Origin of the sequence: Streptomyces griseoflavus (assembly GCF_014649995.1) — a bacterium.
In the GTDB taxonomy this organism is placed as follows: Bacteria; Actinomycetota; Actinomycetes; order Streptomycetales; family Streptomycetaceae; genus Streptomyces; species Streptomyces griseoflavus.
Map to the genome: position 1 here is coordinate 235,846 of NZ_BMUC01000010.1, position 15,594 is coordinate 251,439.

Genomic DNA, 15,594 nt, shown 5'->3' on the forward strand with positions numbered 1-15,594 from the left:
ATCTTGGTATGGACCAATGGTCAGGTCAAGCCGTGAGGCGAACGAGGGCGACGCCTCGCGCCCGGCGGCATGGTGGGGCACTGTGGAGTGACGTGTGACACGAGCGGCGCCCGGTGCGGCGGACGGCCCGCCGGGGAGAGGAGCAGCAGCATGTCGGACCACACCTACCGCGTCACGGAGATCGTCGGCACCTCGCCCGAGGGCGTCGACCAGGCCGTGCGCAACGGCATCGAGCGCGCGTCGCAGACGCTGCGCAATCTGGACTGGTTCGAGGTGAACCAGGTGCGCGGCCAGATCGAGGACGGGCGGATCGCGCACTGGCAGGTGGGGATCAAGGTCGGTTTCCGCCTGGAGGAGACGGACTGAGCGGGGCCGTCTCCCGAGCTCCGGCCGGCTGGGCGGCTCAGGTCCGCCCTTCGCGCTCCTGAGCGTCCTTCAGCTCCCCGGACGGGGCCGTCCAGCGGGCCTGGACGACCGTGAAACCGGCCCGCCGGGCGTCCAGGCAGACCAGTTCGTCGTCGTCCACCAGGACGCGGATCTCCCGGGCCCGGGCCAGACGGCGGAGGATCGCCAGCTTGGTGTGCCGGGCGGGCCTGCGGTCGGCGTTGCCGCGCATGTGCACGTCGCCCTTCGGCAGCCCCTGCGCGGCGAGCCAGTCCACGGTGTCGCGCCGGCAGCGCTCGGGCCGCCCGGTGAGGTAGACGATCTCGCACTCCCGCGCGCTCTCCCGGACCAGCGCGACACCCTCGGTGAGCGGGGGGTCGGCGGGCGCCGCGGCGAAGAAGGCGTCCCAGTCGCGCGGCCGGCGCTCCAGGAAGTGCTGCCGGTGCGCGGTGTCGGCGAGGGTGTTGTCGAGGTCGAACACGGCCAGCGGCCGCTCGTCGCGGTCGGTCACACCGCCACTCTAGACACCTGACGGACGGAATCCTGGGGGCGCCCGGGTGTTGAACACGGTATGAGTTCCGTCATCGCCTCGGCCCGCTTCTCCGTCCTCGACCGCAGCCGCACGCGCGAGGGGCACACCGGCCCCGAGGCGCTGCGGGACACCGTCGCCCTGGCGCGGGAGGCGGAGCGCCTCGGCTACCACCGGTTCTGGGTCTCGGAGCACCACGGCGTGCCGGGCGTGGCCGGTTCGGCGCCGACGGTGCTGGCCGCCGCCGTGGCCGGCGCGACCCGGACGATCCGCGTCGGCACCGGCGGGGTCATGCTGCCCAACCACCGGCCGCTCGTCGTGGCCGAGCAGTTCGGCGTGCTCGAGTCGCTGTTCCCGGGGCGCGTGGACATGGGTCTGGGACGCTCGGTCGGCTTCACCGACGGCGTGCGCAGGGCGCTGGGCCGCGACAAGGACGACGCCGACGACTTCGCCGCGCAGCTCGACGAGTTGCTCGGCTGGTTCCTGGGCGCCTCCCCCACGGGGGTGCGGGCCCGGCCGTCCGAAGGCCTCACCGTGCCGCCCTTCGTGCTGGCCATGGGCGAGGGCGCGTCCGTCGCGGCGGCCGCGGGCCTGCCGCTGGTCATCGGCGACCTCCGGGACCGCGACCGGATGCGGCGCGGCATCGACCGCTACCGGGCGCGTTTCCGTCCGTCGCGGTGGGCGAGCGAACCGTACGTCGTCGTCTCCGGCACGGTCGCGGTGGCCGCCACCCCCGAACGGGCCCGGCGGCTGCTGATCCCGGAGGCCTGGTCGATGGCGTACTCCCGCACGCACGGCACCTTCCCGCCGCTGCCGCCCGCCGAGCGCGTCGAGTCGCTGGCCATGACCGCGAAGGAGCGCGGCTTCTACGAGGCCGGGCTGGCCGGTCAGCTCGCGGGCACGGAGGAGGAAGTGGCGGACGGGCTGGAGTCGTTGCTGAAGGACACGGGCGCGCAGGAGGTGCTCGTCACCACCAGCACCCACGACCGGGAGGCGCTGCTGGACTCCTACCGGCGGCTCGCCGCGATCGCCGGTCTGTGAGGGCAGCGCCGCGCGCCGGTGACGGACCCACCGGCGCGCGGCGCTGCGGGAGTGATGCGGGGGCCGGTGCTCCTACTCCCTGCCCTTGCCGGGGACGTCGCGGCCCCGGCGTCCGGAGTCCTCGTCCATCTCGGTCTCCGCCTCGATGCGCTCCTTGCGGACGCGGCCGCGGACCGTCGTCTCCTCCGACTTCTCCTCCGTCGTCATCCTGACCCGCTCCACCGGCACCGTCTCGGTCGTCACGACGGGGCGTTCCTCGTGCAGGGTGACCTCGTGCTCGGCCTCCGAGATCTCCGGGCCCTCCATGGCCTCGCCCCGGTTGGCCTCGGTGATCGGCTCACGCTCCACGCGTACTTCCTCGTGGCGCACGGGCACGGTCTGCTGGACCTCCTCGGTGACCACGTACTTGCGCAGCCTGGCCCGTCCGGCCTCGCGGCGTTCGACGCTGACGTGCATCTGCTCCTCGGAGCGGGTCATGGCGTCGTCACGCGGTCCCGTGCGGGCCTCGCCGCGGTGACCCGCGGCTCCCGGCGTTCCGGCCGTCCTGCCCGGCTCGGGTGCGGTGCCCGCCGCTCCGGCCGCGCCCGCGACGCCGGCGGCACCGGCCGTACCCGTGCCGGCCGTGCCCGTACCCGTGCCCGTACCGGCCGTGCCCGTGCCGGTCCCGCCTTCACGCTCGGCCGGGTCGCCCAGGACGGAGTCCCAGTTGATGCCGTAGTACTCGTACAGACGCTGCTCCTCGTCCACCGACAGGTGACCGCCCGCGTCGATGTCGACGTTGGGAGCGCCCTTGATCTTGTCCTTGCGGTAGGGGACCTCGAGGTGGTCCTTCACCAGAGCGGCGTCGCGCATGGGGACGAACGACTCGCTGGACCCGAACATGCCCGTTTTGACGGTCACCCACTCGGGGCGTCCGCTCGCGTCGTCGAGGAAGACGTGCTTCGCGTCGCCGATCTTGTTGCCGTCCCCGTCGTACACGGGGTGATCCAGAAGGATCGAGATCTCTTCGCGGGTGATCATCTTCCATCACCCTCCCTTCGGGAGTCGTTCCTCTCCGGTTCTCCTGATCAGCGACCCGAAAACGGAACAAATGACACAAAAAGCACTTACTTTTGGACAGTGCTCACCGGTGGTGGCCACCGGCACCGTCCCGCTGGCCCGGCACGCCCGGCGCCTGTGCCGCGCGGGCCAGGGCACGACGGTCTCCGTGGCGGCCCGGCGGGATGGGTTCCTCCACCTCGATCTCGGCGGTCAGGCCACGGGCCGACGCCACCCGCCACAGGGAGGCGAGCAGGGTGTCGTCCCCGACGAAGGCGGGCGCGGTGGCCGGTCCGCCCCGTCCGTCCCGGTAGCGGATACGGACCGGCTGCACCGGGACCCCGGCGTCCAGCGCGGCCTGGAACACCGCGCGGCGGAACTCCCCCCGCGCCCGTCCGCACCAGGTGCTGCCCTCCGGGAACGCGGCGACCGCCGCACCGGAGCGCAGGATCCCGGTGAGCACGGCGACCGTGTCCGGCAGGGCCCGCAGCCGGTCGCGGTCGATGAACACCACGCCCGCGCGGGCGGCCAGGGCCCCCGCGACGGGCCAGCGCCGTATCTCCGACTTGGCCAGCGGCCGCGCCGGGCGGACCGCGGCGAGCAGGGGGACGTCCAGCCACGAGATGTGGTGGGCGACCAGCAGCAGTCCGCCGGTGGGCGGGGCGGCGCCGGCGACCCGGACCCGGACCCCGGCCGCCCGCACGATCCACCGGCACCACCGGCGCACCGGGCCGGCCGGGATCCACCGGCCGAACGGCAGCAGCGCGATCCCGGTGAGCAGCAGCACCCCGACCGCCGCCAGCCGCAGCACGGCCCGCGGTACGGCCGTCCCGCTGCGCGTACGGTCCACGCAGCCCCGGGGGGTGCAGGGCGCCCCCGGCAGCCAGACGCTCATCAGGCCGGGACGAGGGAGAGGAAGTGGCGCAGATAGCGGGGGTTGACGCGGTCCATCGGCAGCAGCACGCAGAAGTCGGCCACCCCGAAGTCCACGTCGTGCGCGGGCTCCCCGCAGACCCAGGCGCCGAGCCGGAGGTAGCCGCGCAGCAGGGCGGGCAGCCCGGCGGGGGCGACGGCGGGTGCCGTGCTCCGCGGCAGCCAGGGCAGCAGCGGGCGCACGCGGTACTCCTCGGGCGCGAGGTGCCCGGCCCGCACCCGGTCCCAGGCGGCGGAGGCGAGCGCGCCACCGTCGGCGAGCGGGACGGAGCAGCAGCCGGCCAGCCAGCCGTGGCCGCGGTCGGTCATGTAGCGGGCGATGCCCGCCCAGATGAGGCCGATGACCGCGCCGTCGCGGTGGCCGGGATGCACACAGGAGCGGCCGACCTCGACGAGCGAGGGCCGTATCGCGTCGAGGGCCGACAGGTCGAACTCGCTCTCCGCGTACAGCCGCCCGGCGGTCCCCGCGCGCTCGGGCGGCAGCAGGCGGTACGTGCCGACGACCTGCCCGGTCGCCTCCTCGCGCACCAGCAGGTGGTCGCAGTGGGCGTCGAAGGGGTCGACGTCCAGGCCCGGCCGGGGGGTGGACAGCAGGGCGCCCATCTCCCCGGCGAAGACGTCGTGGCGAAGGCGCTGCGCGGCCCGCACGTCCTCCTCGTCGCGGGCGAGGGTGACGGTGTAGCGGGTGGGGGCGGTGGGCCGCGGGGGGTGGTCGACGGTCAGCACGCCGGTCATGGCTCTCTCCTGATCACGCACCGGAGCGGGAGTGGGGACACCCCCGTTCTCCCGAGCCGGGTTGGCTGCCGCGTGACCGGAGCCGGGAGCGCGGATGTGGAGATGCTGAATGCCAGGAGCGGCGGAGCGACACGGGGCCGGGAGGAGCACCTCTCCCGGCCCCGTCCGTCCGCTCCTCGGGCGAACGTCCGGTGAAACGCCGCGGGCGCGGGGCGCGGCGTCGTGCGGGGTGGAGCGGCGCTACCGCTTGCCCGCCTTGCGGGTGGCCCGCAGCCACTCCCTGTTCATCGCCGTGATGGAGGTCAGCGGAATCCCCTTGGGACAGGCGGTGGCGCACTCGCCCGCGAGCGTGCACCCGCCGAACCCCTCGTCGTCCATCTGCGCCACCATGTCCAGGACCCGCGTCTCGCGCTCGGGAGCCCCCTGCGGCAGCACGTTCAGATGGTTGATCTTCGCGGAGGTGAACAGCATCGCCGCCCCGTTGGGGCAGGCCGCCACGCACGCCCCGCACCCGATGCACTCCGCGTGCTCGAAGGCGAAATCGGCGTCCGGCTTCGGCACCGGTGTGGCGTGGGCCTCGGGCGCGGATCCGGTGGGCGCGGTGATGTAGCCGCCGGCCTCGATGATGCGGTCGAAGGCCGACCGGTCGACCACCAGGTCCTTCACGACCGGGAAGGCGGACGCCCGCCACGGCTCGACGTCGATGGTGTCGCCGTCCTTGAAGGACCGCATGTGCAGCTGGCAGGTGGTGGTGCGCTCGGGCCCGTGGGCGTCGCCGTTGATGACCAGCGAGCAGGCGCCGCAGATGCCCTCGCGGCAGTCGTGGTCGAAGGCGACGGGGTCCTCGCCCCTGAGGATGAGTTCCTCGTTGAGGGTGTCGAGCATCTCCAGGAAGGACATGTCGGGTGAGATGCCGTCCACCTCGTACGTGGACATGGCGCCGTCGGCGTCGGCGTTCTTCTGCCGCCAGACGCGCAGGGTGAGCTTCATGCGTAGCTCCGCTGGGTGGGGTGGACGTACTCGAAGACCAGGTCTTCCTTGTGCAGGACGGGAGCCTCGCCGGTGCCGGTGAACTCCCAGGCGGCGGCGTACGCGAACTCCTCGTCCTTGCGGGCGGCCTCGCCGTCGGGGGTCTGGGACTCCTCCCGGAAGTGGCCGCCGCAGGACTCGGTGCGGTGCAGCGCGTCCAGGCACATCAGCTCGGCGAGTTCGAGGTAGTCGACGATGCGGTTGGCCTTCTCCAGCGACTGGTTGAACTCCTCGCCGGTTCCGGGCACCTTGATGCGCCGCCAGAACTCCTCGCGGATCTGCGGGATGCGCTCCAGCGCCTTGCGCAGGCCGGCGTCGGAGCGGGCCATCCCGCAGAACTCCCACATGAGCTCGCCGAGTTCACGGTGGAAGGAGTCGGGGGTGCGGTCGCCGTCGACGGACAGCAGCAGGTTCAGCCGGTCCTCGGTCCCGGCCAGCACCTCCTGCACCGCCGGGTGGTCGGGGGCGACCTCGTCCTGGTTCGGGTTGCGGGCCAGGTAGTCGTTGATGGTCGCCGGCAGCACGAAGTAGCCGTCGGCCAGGCCCTGCATCAGCGCGGAGGCGCCGAGGCGGTTGGCTCCGTGGTCGGAGAAGTTGGCCTCGCCGACCGCGAACAGGCCCGGGACGGTGGTCTGCAGGTCGTAGTCGACCCACAGGCCGCCCATGGTGTAGTGCACGGCGGGGTAGATCCGCATCGGCACCTGGTACGGGTCCTCGTCGGTGATCCGCTGGTACATGTCGAAGAGGTTGCCGTACTTGGCCTCCACCGCCTTGCGGCCCATCCGCCGGATGGCGTCCGCGAAGTCCAGGTAGACGCCCTGGCCGCCGGGGCCCACGCCCCGGCCCTCGTCGCAGACGTTCTTCGCGGCGCGGGAGGCGATGTCGCGGGGCACCAGGTTGCCGAAGGAGGGGTAGATGCGCTCCAGGTAGTAGTCGCGCTCGTCCTCGGGGATCCTGTTCGGCGGACGGTCGTCGCCCTTGGCCTTCGGGACCCAGATCCGGCCGTCGTTGCGCAGCGACTCGCTCATCAGCGTCAGCTTCGACTGGTGGTCGCCGGTGCGCGGGATGCAGGTGGGGTGGATCTGCGTGAAGCAGGGGTTGGCGAAGTACGCGCCGCGCCGGTGCGCCCGCCAGACGGCGGTCGCGTTGGAGTTCATGGCGTTCGTCGACAGGTAGAAGACGTTGCCGTAGCCGCCGCTCGCCAGGACGACGGCGTCGGCGAAGTAGGTGTCGATCTTCCCGGTGATCAGGTCCCGGGCGACGATGCCGCGCGCCCGCCCGTCGACGACGATCAGGTCGAGCATCTCGGTGCGCGGGTGCATCTCCACGTTGCCGGCCGCGATCTGCCGCGACAGCGCCTGGTAGGCGCCCAGCAGCAGCTGCTGGCCCGTCTGGCCGCGGGCGTAGAAGGTGCGGGAGACCTGGACGCCGCCGAAGGAGCGGGTGTCCAGCAGGCCCCCGTACTCGCGGGCGAAGGGCACGCCCTGGGCCACGCACTGGTCGATGATCTCCACGGAGATCTGCGCGAGGCGGTGCACGTTGGACTCGCGGGCCCGGAAGTCGCCGCCCTTGACGGTGTCGTAGAACAGGCGGTGGACGGAGTCGCCGTCGTTGCGGTAGTTCTTCGCCGCGTTGATGCCGCCCTGCGCCGCGATGGAGTGGGCCCGGCGCGGGGAGTCCGTGTAGCAGAACTGGACGACGTGGTAGCCCTGCTCGGCGAGCGTGGCCCCGGCGGAGCCGCCGGCCAGGCCGGTGCCGACGACGATGACCGTGTGCTTGCGCCGGTTGGCGGGATTGACCAGCTTGGCCTCGAAGCGGCGCCTGTCCCAGCGTTCGTGGACCGGGCCGTCGGGGGCCTTGGTGTCGGCGACCGGCGCACCGGTCGTGTAGTCGGTGTAGGAAGTCATGTTCAGCTCACCACTCCGGTCATGACACCCACGGGCACGGCGAGGAAGCCGGCCGTGAGCAGCAGCGCGAGGACGTCGGCGACGGCCTTCAGGGCACGGTCCCGGGTACGGCTGCCGACGCCGAGGGTCTGGGCGGCGCTCCAGAAGCCGTGCCGGATGTGCAGGCCGACGGCGAGCATCGCGACGATGTAGATCGCGTTGCCGTACCAGGTGGAGAAGGTGTCCACCACGTTCTGGTAGGGCTTGCCCGACTCGAAGCCACCGGAGTGCACGGTGCCGGTGGTCAGGTCGAGGATGTGCCAGACGATGAACAGGCCGAGGATGATCCCGCCCCAGCGCATGGTGCGCGTGGCGTAGCCGGCCCGCGGCTTCTTGTGCACGTACTTGCTGGGCCGCGCCTTGATGTCCCGGCGGCTGAGCTGGTACGCGGAGACGGCGTGGGCGACGACCGCGACGACCAGCACGACGCGGATCACCCAGAGCGTCCACTCGTAGTGCATGAGCGGCTCGCCCACGGTGCGCAGCCAGTGCGCGTAGTGGTTGAACTCGTCGGTCCCGAAGAAGATCTTCAGGTTTCCGAGCATGTGGGCGACCAGGTAGAGCAGCATGACGAGGCCGCTGACCGCCATCACTGTCTTCTTGCCGACGGTCGAGTTCCACACGGTGCGTGCCATGGACGGCCGTCGGTCCGTCCGCGTTGCCAGAGCCATGCCATCAGACGCTAGGGCCGGAGGGCCCCATCGGTCCAAGACATGGTCCGCCTCGTTCTGATAGGCGGTGGCTATGCTGGCTGGATGCAGTTCCAGCAGCTCCAGTACTTCGTGGCGGTCGCCGAGACCCGGCACTTCACCCGGGCCGCCGAGCTCGTCCATGTCGCGCAGCCGTCCCTGTCCCAGCAGATCAAGGCGCTGGAGCGGGAGCTGGGGGCGGATCTGTTCGGGCGGGCGCGCGGCAACATCACACTGACCGACGCGGGCGAGGCGCTGCTGCCGCTGGCGCGGCGCATCCTGGCCGACGCGGACACGGCGCGGCACGAGGTGCAGGAGGTGGCGCAGCTGCGCGGCGGGCGGGTGCGGCTGGGGGCGACGCCCAGTCTGTGCACCGGCCTGCTGCCCGACGTGCTGCGTGCCTTCCACGACCGGTATCCGGGCGTGCGGCTGCTGATCGAGGAGGGCGGATCGCACGACCTGGTGCGGGAGCTGGCGCGGGGGGCGCTGGATCTGGCCCTGGTGGTGCTGCCGCTGCCGACGCCGTCGCCCTCCCTGACCACGGTCGAGTTGCTGCGGGAGGACCTGGTGGTGGTGTCGTCGCCGGACGTCGCGCGGCCGGGGCGGGGGCGGCGCACCGTGCGGATCGCCGATCTGGAGGGTGAGCGGCTGGTGATGTTCCGGCACGGGTACGACCTGCGCGAGCTGACGGTGGCGGCCTGCCGGGCGGAGGGGTTCGAGCCGGAGTTCGCGGTGGAGGGCGGCGAGATGGACGCCGTGCTGGGATTCGTGCGCGCGGGGCTGGGGGTGGCGGTGGTGCCGCGGATGGTCGCCGCGCGGTCGGGACACGGGCTGCGGGTCACTCCGCTGGCGCGGCCGGGACTGCGTCGCGCGATCGCCCTGGCCCACCGCAGCGACGTGGCCCCGCCCCGGGCGGCGCGGGAGCTGCAGCGGATGCTGCTGGAGCGCTGACGCGGGTGGCGCGCGCGGGGATTCCTCGCCCTCCGCCCCTTCGGGCTTCGCCCCCGGACCCCCGTGCGCGGCTCCTCGCGTCCCTCAGGGCGTCGGCGTTGCCTGGTGGTAGTACATGCGCCAACCCGTGTCCTCGTCCTGCTCGCGCCACAGGGAGCTGCGCAGGGCCCGGCGCCCGTCGAAGCGTGTCTCGTACGTGAGGTGCACCAGACCGGGGGCCAGGAGCACCCCGGTGATCTCCGACGGCTCGTGAACCGGTCCGTCGGCCGAGCTGCCGGGGTGGTCGTGCAGCTCGGCGATCATCTCCTCGTACGTGTAGCGCCGGCCGGAGGCTCCCACCTCGGTGAACGCCGGGTCCAGCAGGCGCACGACCTCGGTGCGGGAGGACCGTACCGCCGGGTCCATGAGCCGCAGCTCACCCTCGATCGCCGCTCGCACCGAGTCTCTCTCCCGGCTCGTCCCCACCGTTCCCGACCTGCTCAACCCGTCGCGTCCACCAGCGCCAGCTCGTGCAGGCGCTCCGGCGGGCCCGGGCGGGCGTAGTACCAGCCCTGGGCCGTGTCGCAGCCCAGGATGCGCAGCTGTTCGGCCTGGGCGCCCGTCTCCACGCCCTCCACCGTGACCGCGAGGTCGAGGCTGTGGGCCAGGGAGACGATGCCCTCGACGATCTTGAGGTCGACGGGGTCGGCCGGGAACTGCTGCATGCTCTGGGTGAAGGAACGGTCCAGCTTCAGGACGCTCACCGGGAGCCGGCGCAGATTGGCCAGGTTGGAGTAGCCGGTGCCGAAGTCGTCCAGGGCGATGTCGACGCCCATCTCCGCCAGGCGGCGCAGCGGCTTCAGCAGATCGTCGTCCGCTCCGATCAGCGCCGACTCGGTCACCTCCAGGCACAGCGCGTCGGGCTCGACCCCCGTGCGTTCCAGGATCTCCACGGTGTCCTGGACCAGCCCCGGGTGGGTGAGCTGGCAGGGCGAGAGGTTGACGTTGACGCGCAGCGGGCCGAGGGCCTCCGCACCGCCGTGCCGGTCCTGCCACTCCCGTGCCTGGCGCACAGACTGCTCCAGCACCCAGCGGCCCAGCGGCACGATGAGTCCCGTGTGCTCGGCGAGCGGGATGAACCGGTCCGGGGAGAGCACCCCGTGCTGCGGGTGCAGCCAGCGCACCAGCGCCTCGGCTCCCCGGACGCTCCCGTCACCGAGGTGCACCAGCGGCTGGTACTCGATGAAGAACTCGCCCCGGTCCAGGGCCGTCGGCAGCGCCGTGGTGAGCCCGTGCCGGGTGATGGCGCGGGCGTCGGCCTCCGGGTCGGCGAGCTCGAAACGGTTGCCGCCCGCCGACTTGGCCCGGTACATGGTGATGTCGGCGCTGCGCAGGACCTCCGCCGGGCTGCGCTCACCGGCCGGTCCCTCGACGATGCCGATGCTGCCGCGCACGGTCAGCTCACGGCCGTCGGCGCTGATCGGGGCGAGCAGCGCGTTCATGATGCGGGCGGCGAGCTCGTCGACCGTGCGCCGGGTGTCCGGGCCGGTGGTCAGCGCCACGAACTCGTCGCCGCCGAGCCGCGCCACCATCTCGCCGGGCGCGGTGGCGCAGGCCTGGAGCCGGTCGGCGACCTCGACGAGCAGCCGGTCGCCGGCTGCGTGCCCGAGGCTGTCGTTGACGGTCTTGAAGCCGTCCAGGTCGAGGTAGCACAGTCCGAACCGCTGCCCCTCGCCGGCGCCGAGCGCCTTCTCCAGCCGCTCGAAGAAGAACGTCCGGTTGGGCAGCCCGGTGAGCGCGTCGTGGGTGGCCTCGTAGCGCAGGCGCAGGTTGAGCAGCCGCCGCTCGGTGGTGTCCTCCATGAGGGCGAGCTGGTACTGCGGTTCGCCGTCGGCGTCGCGCAGCAGGGACACCGTCAGGTTGGTCCACAGGACCGTTCCGTCGGGGCGGTAGAAGGCCTTCTCGAGGTGGTAGTGCTCGCGCTCGCCGCTCACCAGTTCCTCGTAGAGCCGCCAGGTCTGCGGAGGGTCGTCGGGGTGGACCCAGTCCCTGACGTTGCGGCCGCGCAGGCCCTGCTCGGACAGGCCGAACATGCGCCGCAGCGCGCCGTTGACCTGGAAGATGTTGCCGTCCAGGTCGGCTATGGCGATGCCTATCGCCGCGCCCTCGAAGACCGCGCGGAAGCGGGCCTCGGTGGCGTGCAGCGCCTGCGCCACCACGCCCTGGGCCTCCAGCGCGGCCCGTGCGATGGCCTCCTGCTCGGCCAGCGTCCGCTCCCGCAGCGCCTGCGCGAACCCGGCGGCCATGGCGTGCTGGAGCCTGGCGCTGCGTGCCCTGAGGTCCTCGCGGTCGCCGTCCTCGCCGCAGTACAGGACGAGATAGGCGTCCACGCAGTCCAGGGTGCGGCTGAGCGCCTCGGGGTCGGTGCAGTGTTCGCGGACCAGGGACGCGCCGGCCTGCCTGCCCGCGTCCGCGTCGAACGATCTGGCCCGCAGCGCCCGGCTCAGCAGCCGGGCCAGCGGCAGCAGACGCGCCTCGAACTCGGAGCGGGTCGACGAGGTCGAGGTCACCGGGAAGACGGCCCGGCTCCAGATCGTCGCGAACCGGCGAAGTCTGTCCTCCGGCCCGTCCGGCTCCGCGCTCACGCCGTACGCCCCACGCCCGCGAATCCGGAGAAGGCGTAGGGATCCTCGTCCTCCGGTGCGGTGTCGGGCCGCCACCGCGGCATCGGCACCAGTCCGGGTTCCACCATGTCGTACCCCTCGAAGAACCGCGCGATCTCGTCGCGCGTGCGCATGATCAGCGGATTGCGGATGTTCTGGTACACGTCCACCGCGCCCTCGGCACGTTCCGGCGGCAGCGGGATCCCGTCGTAGGAGGCGTGGGTGAGTACGAGCATGCTGCCGGGCGCGAGCGCCTCACGCAGTTCGGTCACCGCCGCATACGGGTCGTCCGCGTCTTCCACGAAATGCAGTATGGCAACGAGAAGCAGCGCCACCGGCCGGTTCAGGTCGATCAGCCGGAGCAGTTCGGGACTGTTCAGGATCTCCCCGGGCTTTCGGAGGTCCGCCGCGAGGATGCCCGCGCCGTCGGTTCCCTGGAGAACCGCCTGGCTGTGCGCCACGGCCACCGGGTCGTGGTCGACGTACATCACTCGGGCGTCCGGAGCTGCCGCCCGCGCCACCTCGTGGACGTTGCCGAACGTCGGAATGCCGGAGCCGATGTCCAGGAACTGGGTGATGCCCTCGGCGGCGGCGAAACGCACCGCCCGGCGCATGAACGCCCGGTTCGCCTGCATGATCTTGGGCAGGCCCGGCATGAACTCCATGGCCTTGCGGGCCGCTTCCCGGTCGACCTCGAAGTTGTGCGATCCGCCCAGGTAGTAGTCGTACATCCGGGAGACGCTGGGCACCGAGATGTCGATGCTCCGGGGAGCCCAGGCGGGACGCTCCATGCAACTCTCCACAACGTAGGCGATCCGGTGTTCGAGCAGAGGCTACTGATCGCCTGCCAATCGGGCGAGCCCAAACGGAAATTGACCGTCCGTTCCCGGTCACTGCCAATGGCACGTGCCGAATCGGTATACCCGTATGCGTGACGAGAAGTGTCCGCGGCATTCCGGAGAGTTCCGGCACGTCGAGAAGTTCCCGGCGAAGAGTGCCGATATTTCCCCGGGTTCAGGTGAAGCACGGCAAAACGGTCCGCCCCTCCGCGGGCTGCGGAGGGGCGGACACTCGGCCGGCGGCATCCGGAGCGGACGACACCTTGGGAGGTAGTTACTTCTCCGAAGCGCCGACCGGCTTTCCGTCGGGGCGCACGGCGTACCAGGTGCCGCCCACGCCCTGACCGTTGGTGTCGCCGGCGGCCTTGTCACCGGCGAAGGTGTAGATGGGCCAGCAGTTGATGGTCTGCTGGGCGGCGCCGTCCGGGCGGGTGAAGGTCATGTAGTTCTTCTTCTGGATGCCCTTGGTGTCCGCGAAGTCGACCGGTGCCACCACCGGCCACTTCTCCAGGCAGGCGCCGGTGCAGGCCGACACGGGCTTCGGCCAGGCCTCGTCCTTCATGAAGCGGTAGACCGTCATGCCGTTCCTGTCGACGACGATCTCGCCCAGCTTGGGATCCTGGCGGGTGGACAGCCCCGCCTGCGCGGCCCCTCGCGCCTTCTTGCCCTCGGGGGTGAAGGCGAACCACTTGCCGCCCACACCCTGCCCCTTGGCGTCCCCCGCGTTGACGTCCTTGACGTACCGGTAGGCGGGCCAGCCGTCGACGGTGAGCTGCTTGGTGCCGTCGGCCCGGGTGACCTCTCCCAGCAGCGCCTCGTCGATGCCCTCGCCGGCCGAGGCGTCGTCGGCGGGCACCGGCGGCCAGGTCTTGGCGCAGTCGTCCTCGCAGTTGGACTTGGGCGGCTTCGCGGTGTCCTGGTCGAAGCGGTACAGGGTCAGGCCCAGGTTGTCGGTCACCACCTTGCCCAGTTCGGCGTTGGTGGAGACGTTCAGCTCGCCCGCGGTGTCGGCGGGGCTCGCCGCGCCCTGCCCGCCGCCGGCCTGGTCACCGCCGCCGGCGGTGCCCGCGGCGCCGGGCGCGGCCGTGGCACCCACGTTCTGGCTGACGGGGGGCGGCGGGGCGTCCTGACCGCACGCGGTGGTCAGGGCCAGCACCGCCGCGGCGCTCGCCACCAGTGAGGCGGTCCGCCAGGTGGTCTTCATCGTCAACTCCACATCATCGACCAGGTCTTGCAGCGCCCTGCTGTGCCGCCGCTCGACGATGGGTACGCACGGAAGCACGCCTCGTGTTCAACGGCGGCCCGGTTTTCTTTCTTTAACTCCTTCGGGGCAATCACCGGGCTGCCACGCGTGACCGGGCGGTTCCCGACTCATGATCCTCGTCGTGCAACCTCTCGTACGGACCCAATCCCGCGCCGCGGCAGGCGCGTTGGCCGCGGCGGCGCTGGTCTGGGCGCTCGCCGGGGCGCCCGGCGCGGCGGTGGCCGACGCCTGCGCGTACGCCTCGACGGGACCGGGCGGCACGGAGGCGGTGGCGATCGCGGGCAGCATCACCTGGACGGACCCCCCGCCCTGCGTGCCGGCCCCGACCCCGACGCCCACCCCCACGCCCACTCCGACACCGCCACCGCCACCGCCACCGCCGGCGCCGACTCCCCCGCCGAGTCCCGATCCGACACCGGATCCGCCCCCGCCCAAGGCCCGTCCGGTGCCGCCGCCGGCGCCCGTGGCCCCCGCGCCACCGCCCCCGCCGGCCCGGCCCGAGCCACCGCCACCGCCACCGCCATCGCCACCGCCGGCGCCGCCGCCGGACCCGCCGAAGCCCCGGCCGTCCGCCGCGCCCGTGCACTATCCGGCGTACCGCGCGGCCCCGGCACCGAAGCCCACCGGTGGCGCCACGTCGCCGCTCACCTTCGTCCTGCTCATCACGACGCCCGCGGTGGTCGCCATCGCCGCGCTGCGTCCGCGCTGAGACCCGCCCGACCCCTTCTGGAGGCACCTCTTGCCGGAATGGCTTGTTCTCACCCTCGCGATGCTCGCCGCCTGCGCCGTCGTGGTCGTCATCACCCTGCTGCGGCACCGCAGGGCGGCCGACGACGAGGACACCAGCGAGACCCCGGACGTCATCGAGTACATGACGATGTGGATCGGTGTGGTGTACGCCATCGTCCTGGGTCTCGCCATCGCCGGCGTCTGGGAGGGCCGCAGCGCCGCCCAGGAACACGTACGGGCGGAGGCGGTGGCCCTGCACGAGATCAGCGAGCGGGTACGGGTCTACCCCGTCGAGGTGCGCGACCGGATCCGGGACGATGTCAACGCCTATGTCGGACACGTCGTCACCACGGAGTGGCGGTCCATGGCCGACGACAGCCGGGTCACCGAGCGCGGTGGCGAACTGCTCGACCGGGTCCGCCGGGACGTCACCGACTACGAGCCGCGGACGGACTTCGAGGCCCAGGCCTACCAGCCCCTGGTGGACCAGGTGGCCGCCGCCGACGAGGCGCGCAGCGCCCGGGCCGAGTCGACCGGGGAGACCATGCCGGGCGTGGTGTGGTTCGGCCTGGTCGCGGGGGCCGTCATCACGATCGGGATGATCTTCGCGCTGCAGATCCGGCGCACCACGCGGGAGATGGTCCTCGCCGGGCTGTTCTCCGCACTGATCGCCTTCCTGCTCTTCCTCATCTGGGACTTCGACGCGCCGTACGGCAGGGGTCTGGCCACCTCGGCGGACCCGTTCCTGCGGCTCTTCCCTCACCTCGGGGGCTGATCCCCCTCGCGGAAGGACGCGGCGACGCCCCGGATCCTCCGGGATCCGGGGCGCGGCCTGTCGAACACGT

The 15,594-nt window shown here is 72.3% G+C and carries 16 protein-coding genes; 5 read left to right on the top strand and 11 right to left on the bottom strand.

Annotation, left to right across the window (positions count from 1 at the left end; translation table 11 throughout):
• Positions 1-150: 150 nt before the first annotated feature.
• On the top strand, positions 151-366 hold the full coding sequence (locus IE172_RS22110; RefSeq protein WP_190099019.1) for a dodecin: 216 nt from the start codon (positions 151-153) through the stop codon (positions 364-366).
• Between the two features lie 37 nt (positions 367-403).
• Here the strand turns inward: IE172_RS22110 and IE172_RS22115 are convergent, their stop codons facing one another.
• Positions 404-895: a phosphatase domain-containing protein gene (locus tag IE172_RS22115; RefSeq protein WP_190099020.1), complete on the bottom strand. Its 492-nt coding sequence runs from the start codon at positions 893-895 to the stop codon at positions 404-406.
• Between the two features lie 60 nt (positions 896-955).
• Here IE172_RS22115 and IE172_RS22120 point away from each other — a divergent pair, with 60 nt between their 5' ends.
• Positions 956-1,954, top strand: coding sequence for an LLM class flavin-dependent oxidoreductase (locus tag IE172_RS22120; protein WP_190099021.1), 999 nt, complete (start codon positions 956-958; stop codon positions 1,952-1,954).
• Positions 1,955-2,026: 72 nt separating this feature from the next.
• On the opposite strand, the gene IE172_RS22125 is transcribed toward IE172_RS22120, so the two are convergent.
• From IE172_RS22125 to IE172_RS22150, 6 genes are all read right to left on the bottom strand, one after another.
• Entirely contained in the window at positions 2,027-2,974 is a 948-nt protein-coding gene (locus IE172_RS22125) for a DUF2382 domain-containing protein (protein WP_190099022.1), read from the bottom strand.
• 103 nt (positions 2,975-3,077) lie between these two features.
• The gene (locus tag IE172_RS22130) at positions 3,078-3,887 is read right to left on the bottom strand and encodes a lysophospholipid acyltransferase family protein (RefSeq protein WP_190099023.1); all 810 of its coding nucleotides are present in this window, start codon (positions 3,885-3,887) and stop codon (positions 3,078-3,080) included.
• Complete coding sequence (locus IE172_RS22135; protein ID WP_190099024.1) at positions 3,887-4,660, bottom strand: GNAT family N-acetyltransferase; 774 nt, start codon at positions 4,658-4,660, stop codon at positions 3,887-3,889. The genes IE172_RS22130 and IE172_RS22135 overlap by 1 nt, the downstream gene beginning before the upstream one ends.
• 240 nt (positions 4,661-4,900) lie before the next feature.
• Positions 4,901-5,650 (bottom strand): succinate dehydrogenase/fumarate reductase iron-sulfur subunit, encoded by a 750-nt coding sequence (locus IE172_RS22140; protein WP_190099025.1) that lies wholly within the window; start codon positions 5,648-5,650, stop codon positions 4,901-4,903.
• Positions 5,647-7,596, bottom strand: a complete 1,950-nt coding sequence (locus tag IE172_RS22145) for a fumarate reductase/succinate dehydrogenase flavoprotein subunit (RefSeq protein WP_190099026.1) — start codon at positions 7,594-7,596, stop codon at positions 5,647-5,649. The genes IE172_RS22140 and IE172_RS22145 overlap by 4 nt, the downstream gene beginning before the upstream one ends.
• Positions 7,597-7,598: 2 nt before the next feature.
• On the bottom strand, positions 7,599-8,270 hold the full coding sequence (locus IE172_RS22150; RefSeq protein ID WP_190099027.1) for a succinate dehydrogenase: 672 nt from the start codon (positions 8,268-8,270) through the stop codon (positions 7,599-7,601).
• Positions 8,271-8,390: 120 nt separating this feature from the next.
• On the opposite strand from IE172_RS22150, the gene IE172_RS22155 reads away from it, so the two are divergent.
• On the top strand, positions 8,391-9,275 hold the full coding sequence (locus IE172_RS22155) for a LysR family transcriptional regulator (RefSeq protein WP_190099028.1): 885 nt from the start codon (positions 8,391-8,393) through the stop codon (positions 9,273-9,275).
• Positions 9,276-9,359: 84 nt separating this feature from the next.
• Here the strand turns inward: IE172_RS22155 and IE172_RS22160 are convergent, their stop codons facing one another.
• From IE172_RS22160 to IE172_RS22175, 4 genes are all read right to left on the bottom strand, one after another.
• Positions 9,360-9,680 carry a nuclear transport factor 2 family protein gene (locus IE172_RS22160; RefSeq protein WP_190099089.1) on the bottom strand — a complete coding sequence of 107 codons (321 nt, stop codon included), beginning with the start codon at positions 9,678-9,680 and terminating at the stop codon, positions 9,360-9,362.
• A 74-nt stretch (positions 9,681-9,754) separates the two neighbouring features.
• Entirely contained in the window at positions 9,755-11,899 is a 2,145-nt protein-coding gene (locus tag IE172_RS22165) for a putative bifunctional diguanylate cyclase/phosphodiesterase (protein ID WP_190099029.1), read from the bottom strand.
• Positions 11,896-12,708: an SAM-dependent methyltransferase gene (locus IE172_RS22170; RefSeq protein ID WP_190099030.1), complete on the bottom strand. Its 813-nt coding sequence runs from the start codon at positions 12,706-12,708 to the stop codon at positions 11,896-11,898. The genes IE172_RS22165 and IE172_RS22170 overlap by 4 nt, the downstream gene beginning before the upstream one ends.
• A 322-nt stretch (positions 12,709-13,030) precedes the next feature.
• Positions 13,031-13,960, bottom strand: coding sequence for an SCO0930 family lipoprotein (locus IE172_RS22175; RefSeq protein WP_190099090.1), 930 nt, complete (start codon positions 13,958-13,960; stop codon positions 13,031-13,033).
• 640 nt (positions 13,961-14,600) lie between these two features.
• Between IE172_RS22175 and IE172_RS35150 the strand changes: the two genes are divergently transcribed.
• Together IE172_RS35150 and IE172_RS22185 are read left to right on the top strand one after the other, a co-directional pair.
• The gene (locus IE172_RS35150; protein ID WP_268253484.1) at positions 14,601-14,729 is read left to right on the top strand and encodes a hypothetical protein; all 129 of its coding nucleotides are present in this window, start codon (positions 14,601-14,603) and stop codon (positions 14,727-14,729) included.
• 30 nt (positions 14,730-14,759) lie between these two features.
• Positions 14,760-15,524, top strand: a complete 765-nt coding sequence (locus IE172_RS22185; RefSeq protein ID WP_190099032.1) for a bestrophin-like domain — start codon at positions 14,760-14,762, stop codon at positions 15,522-15,524.
• Positions 15,525-15,594: the final 70 nt, after the last annotated feature.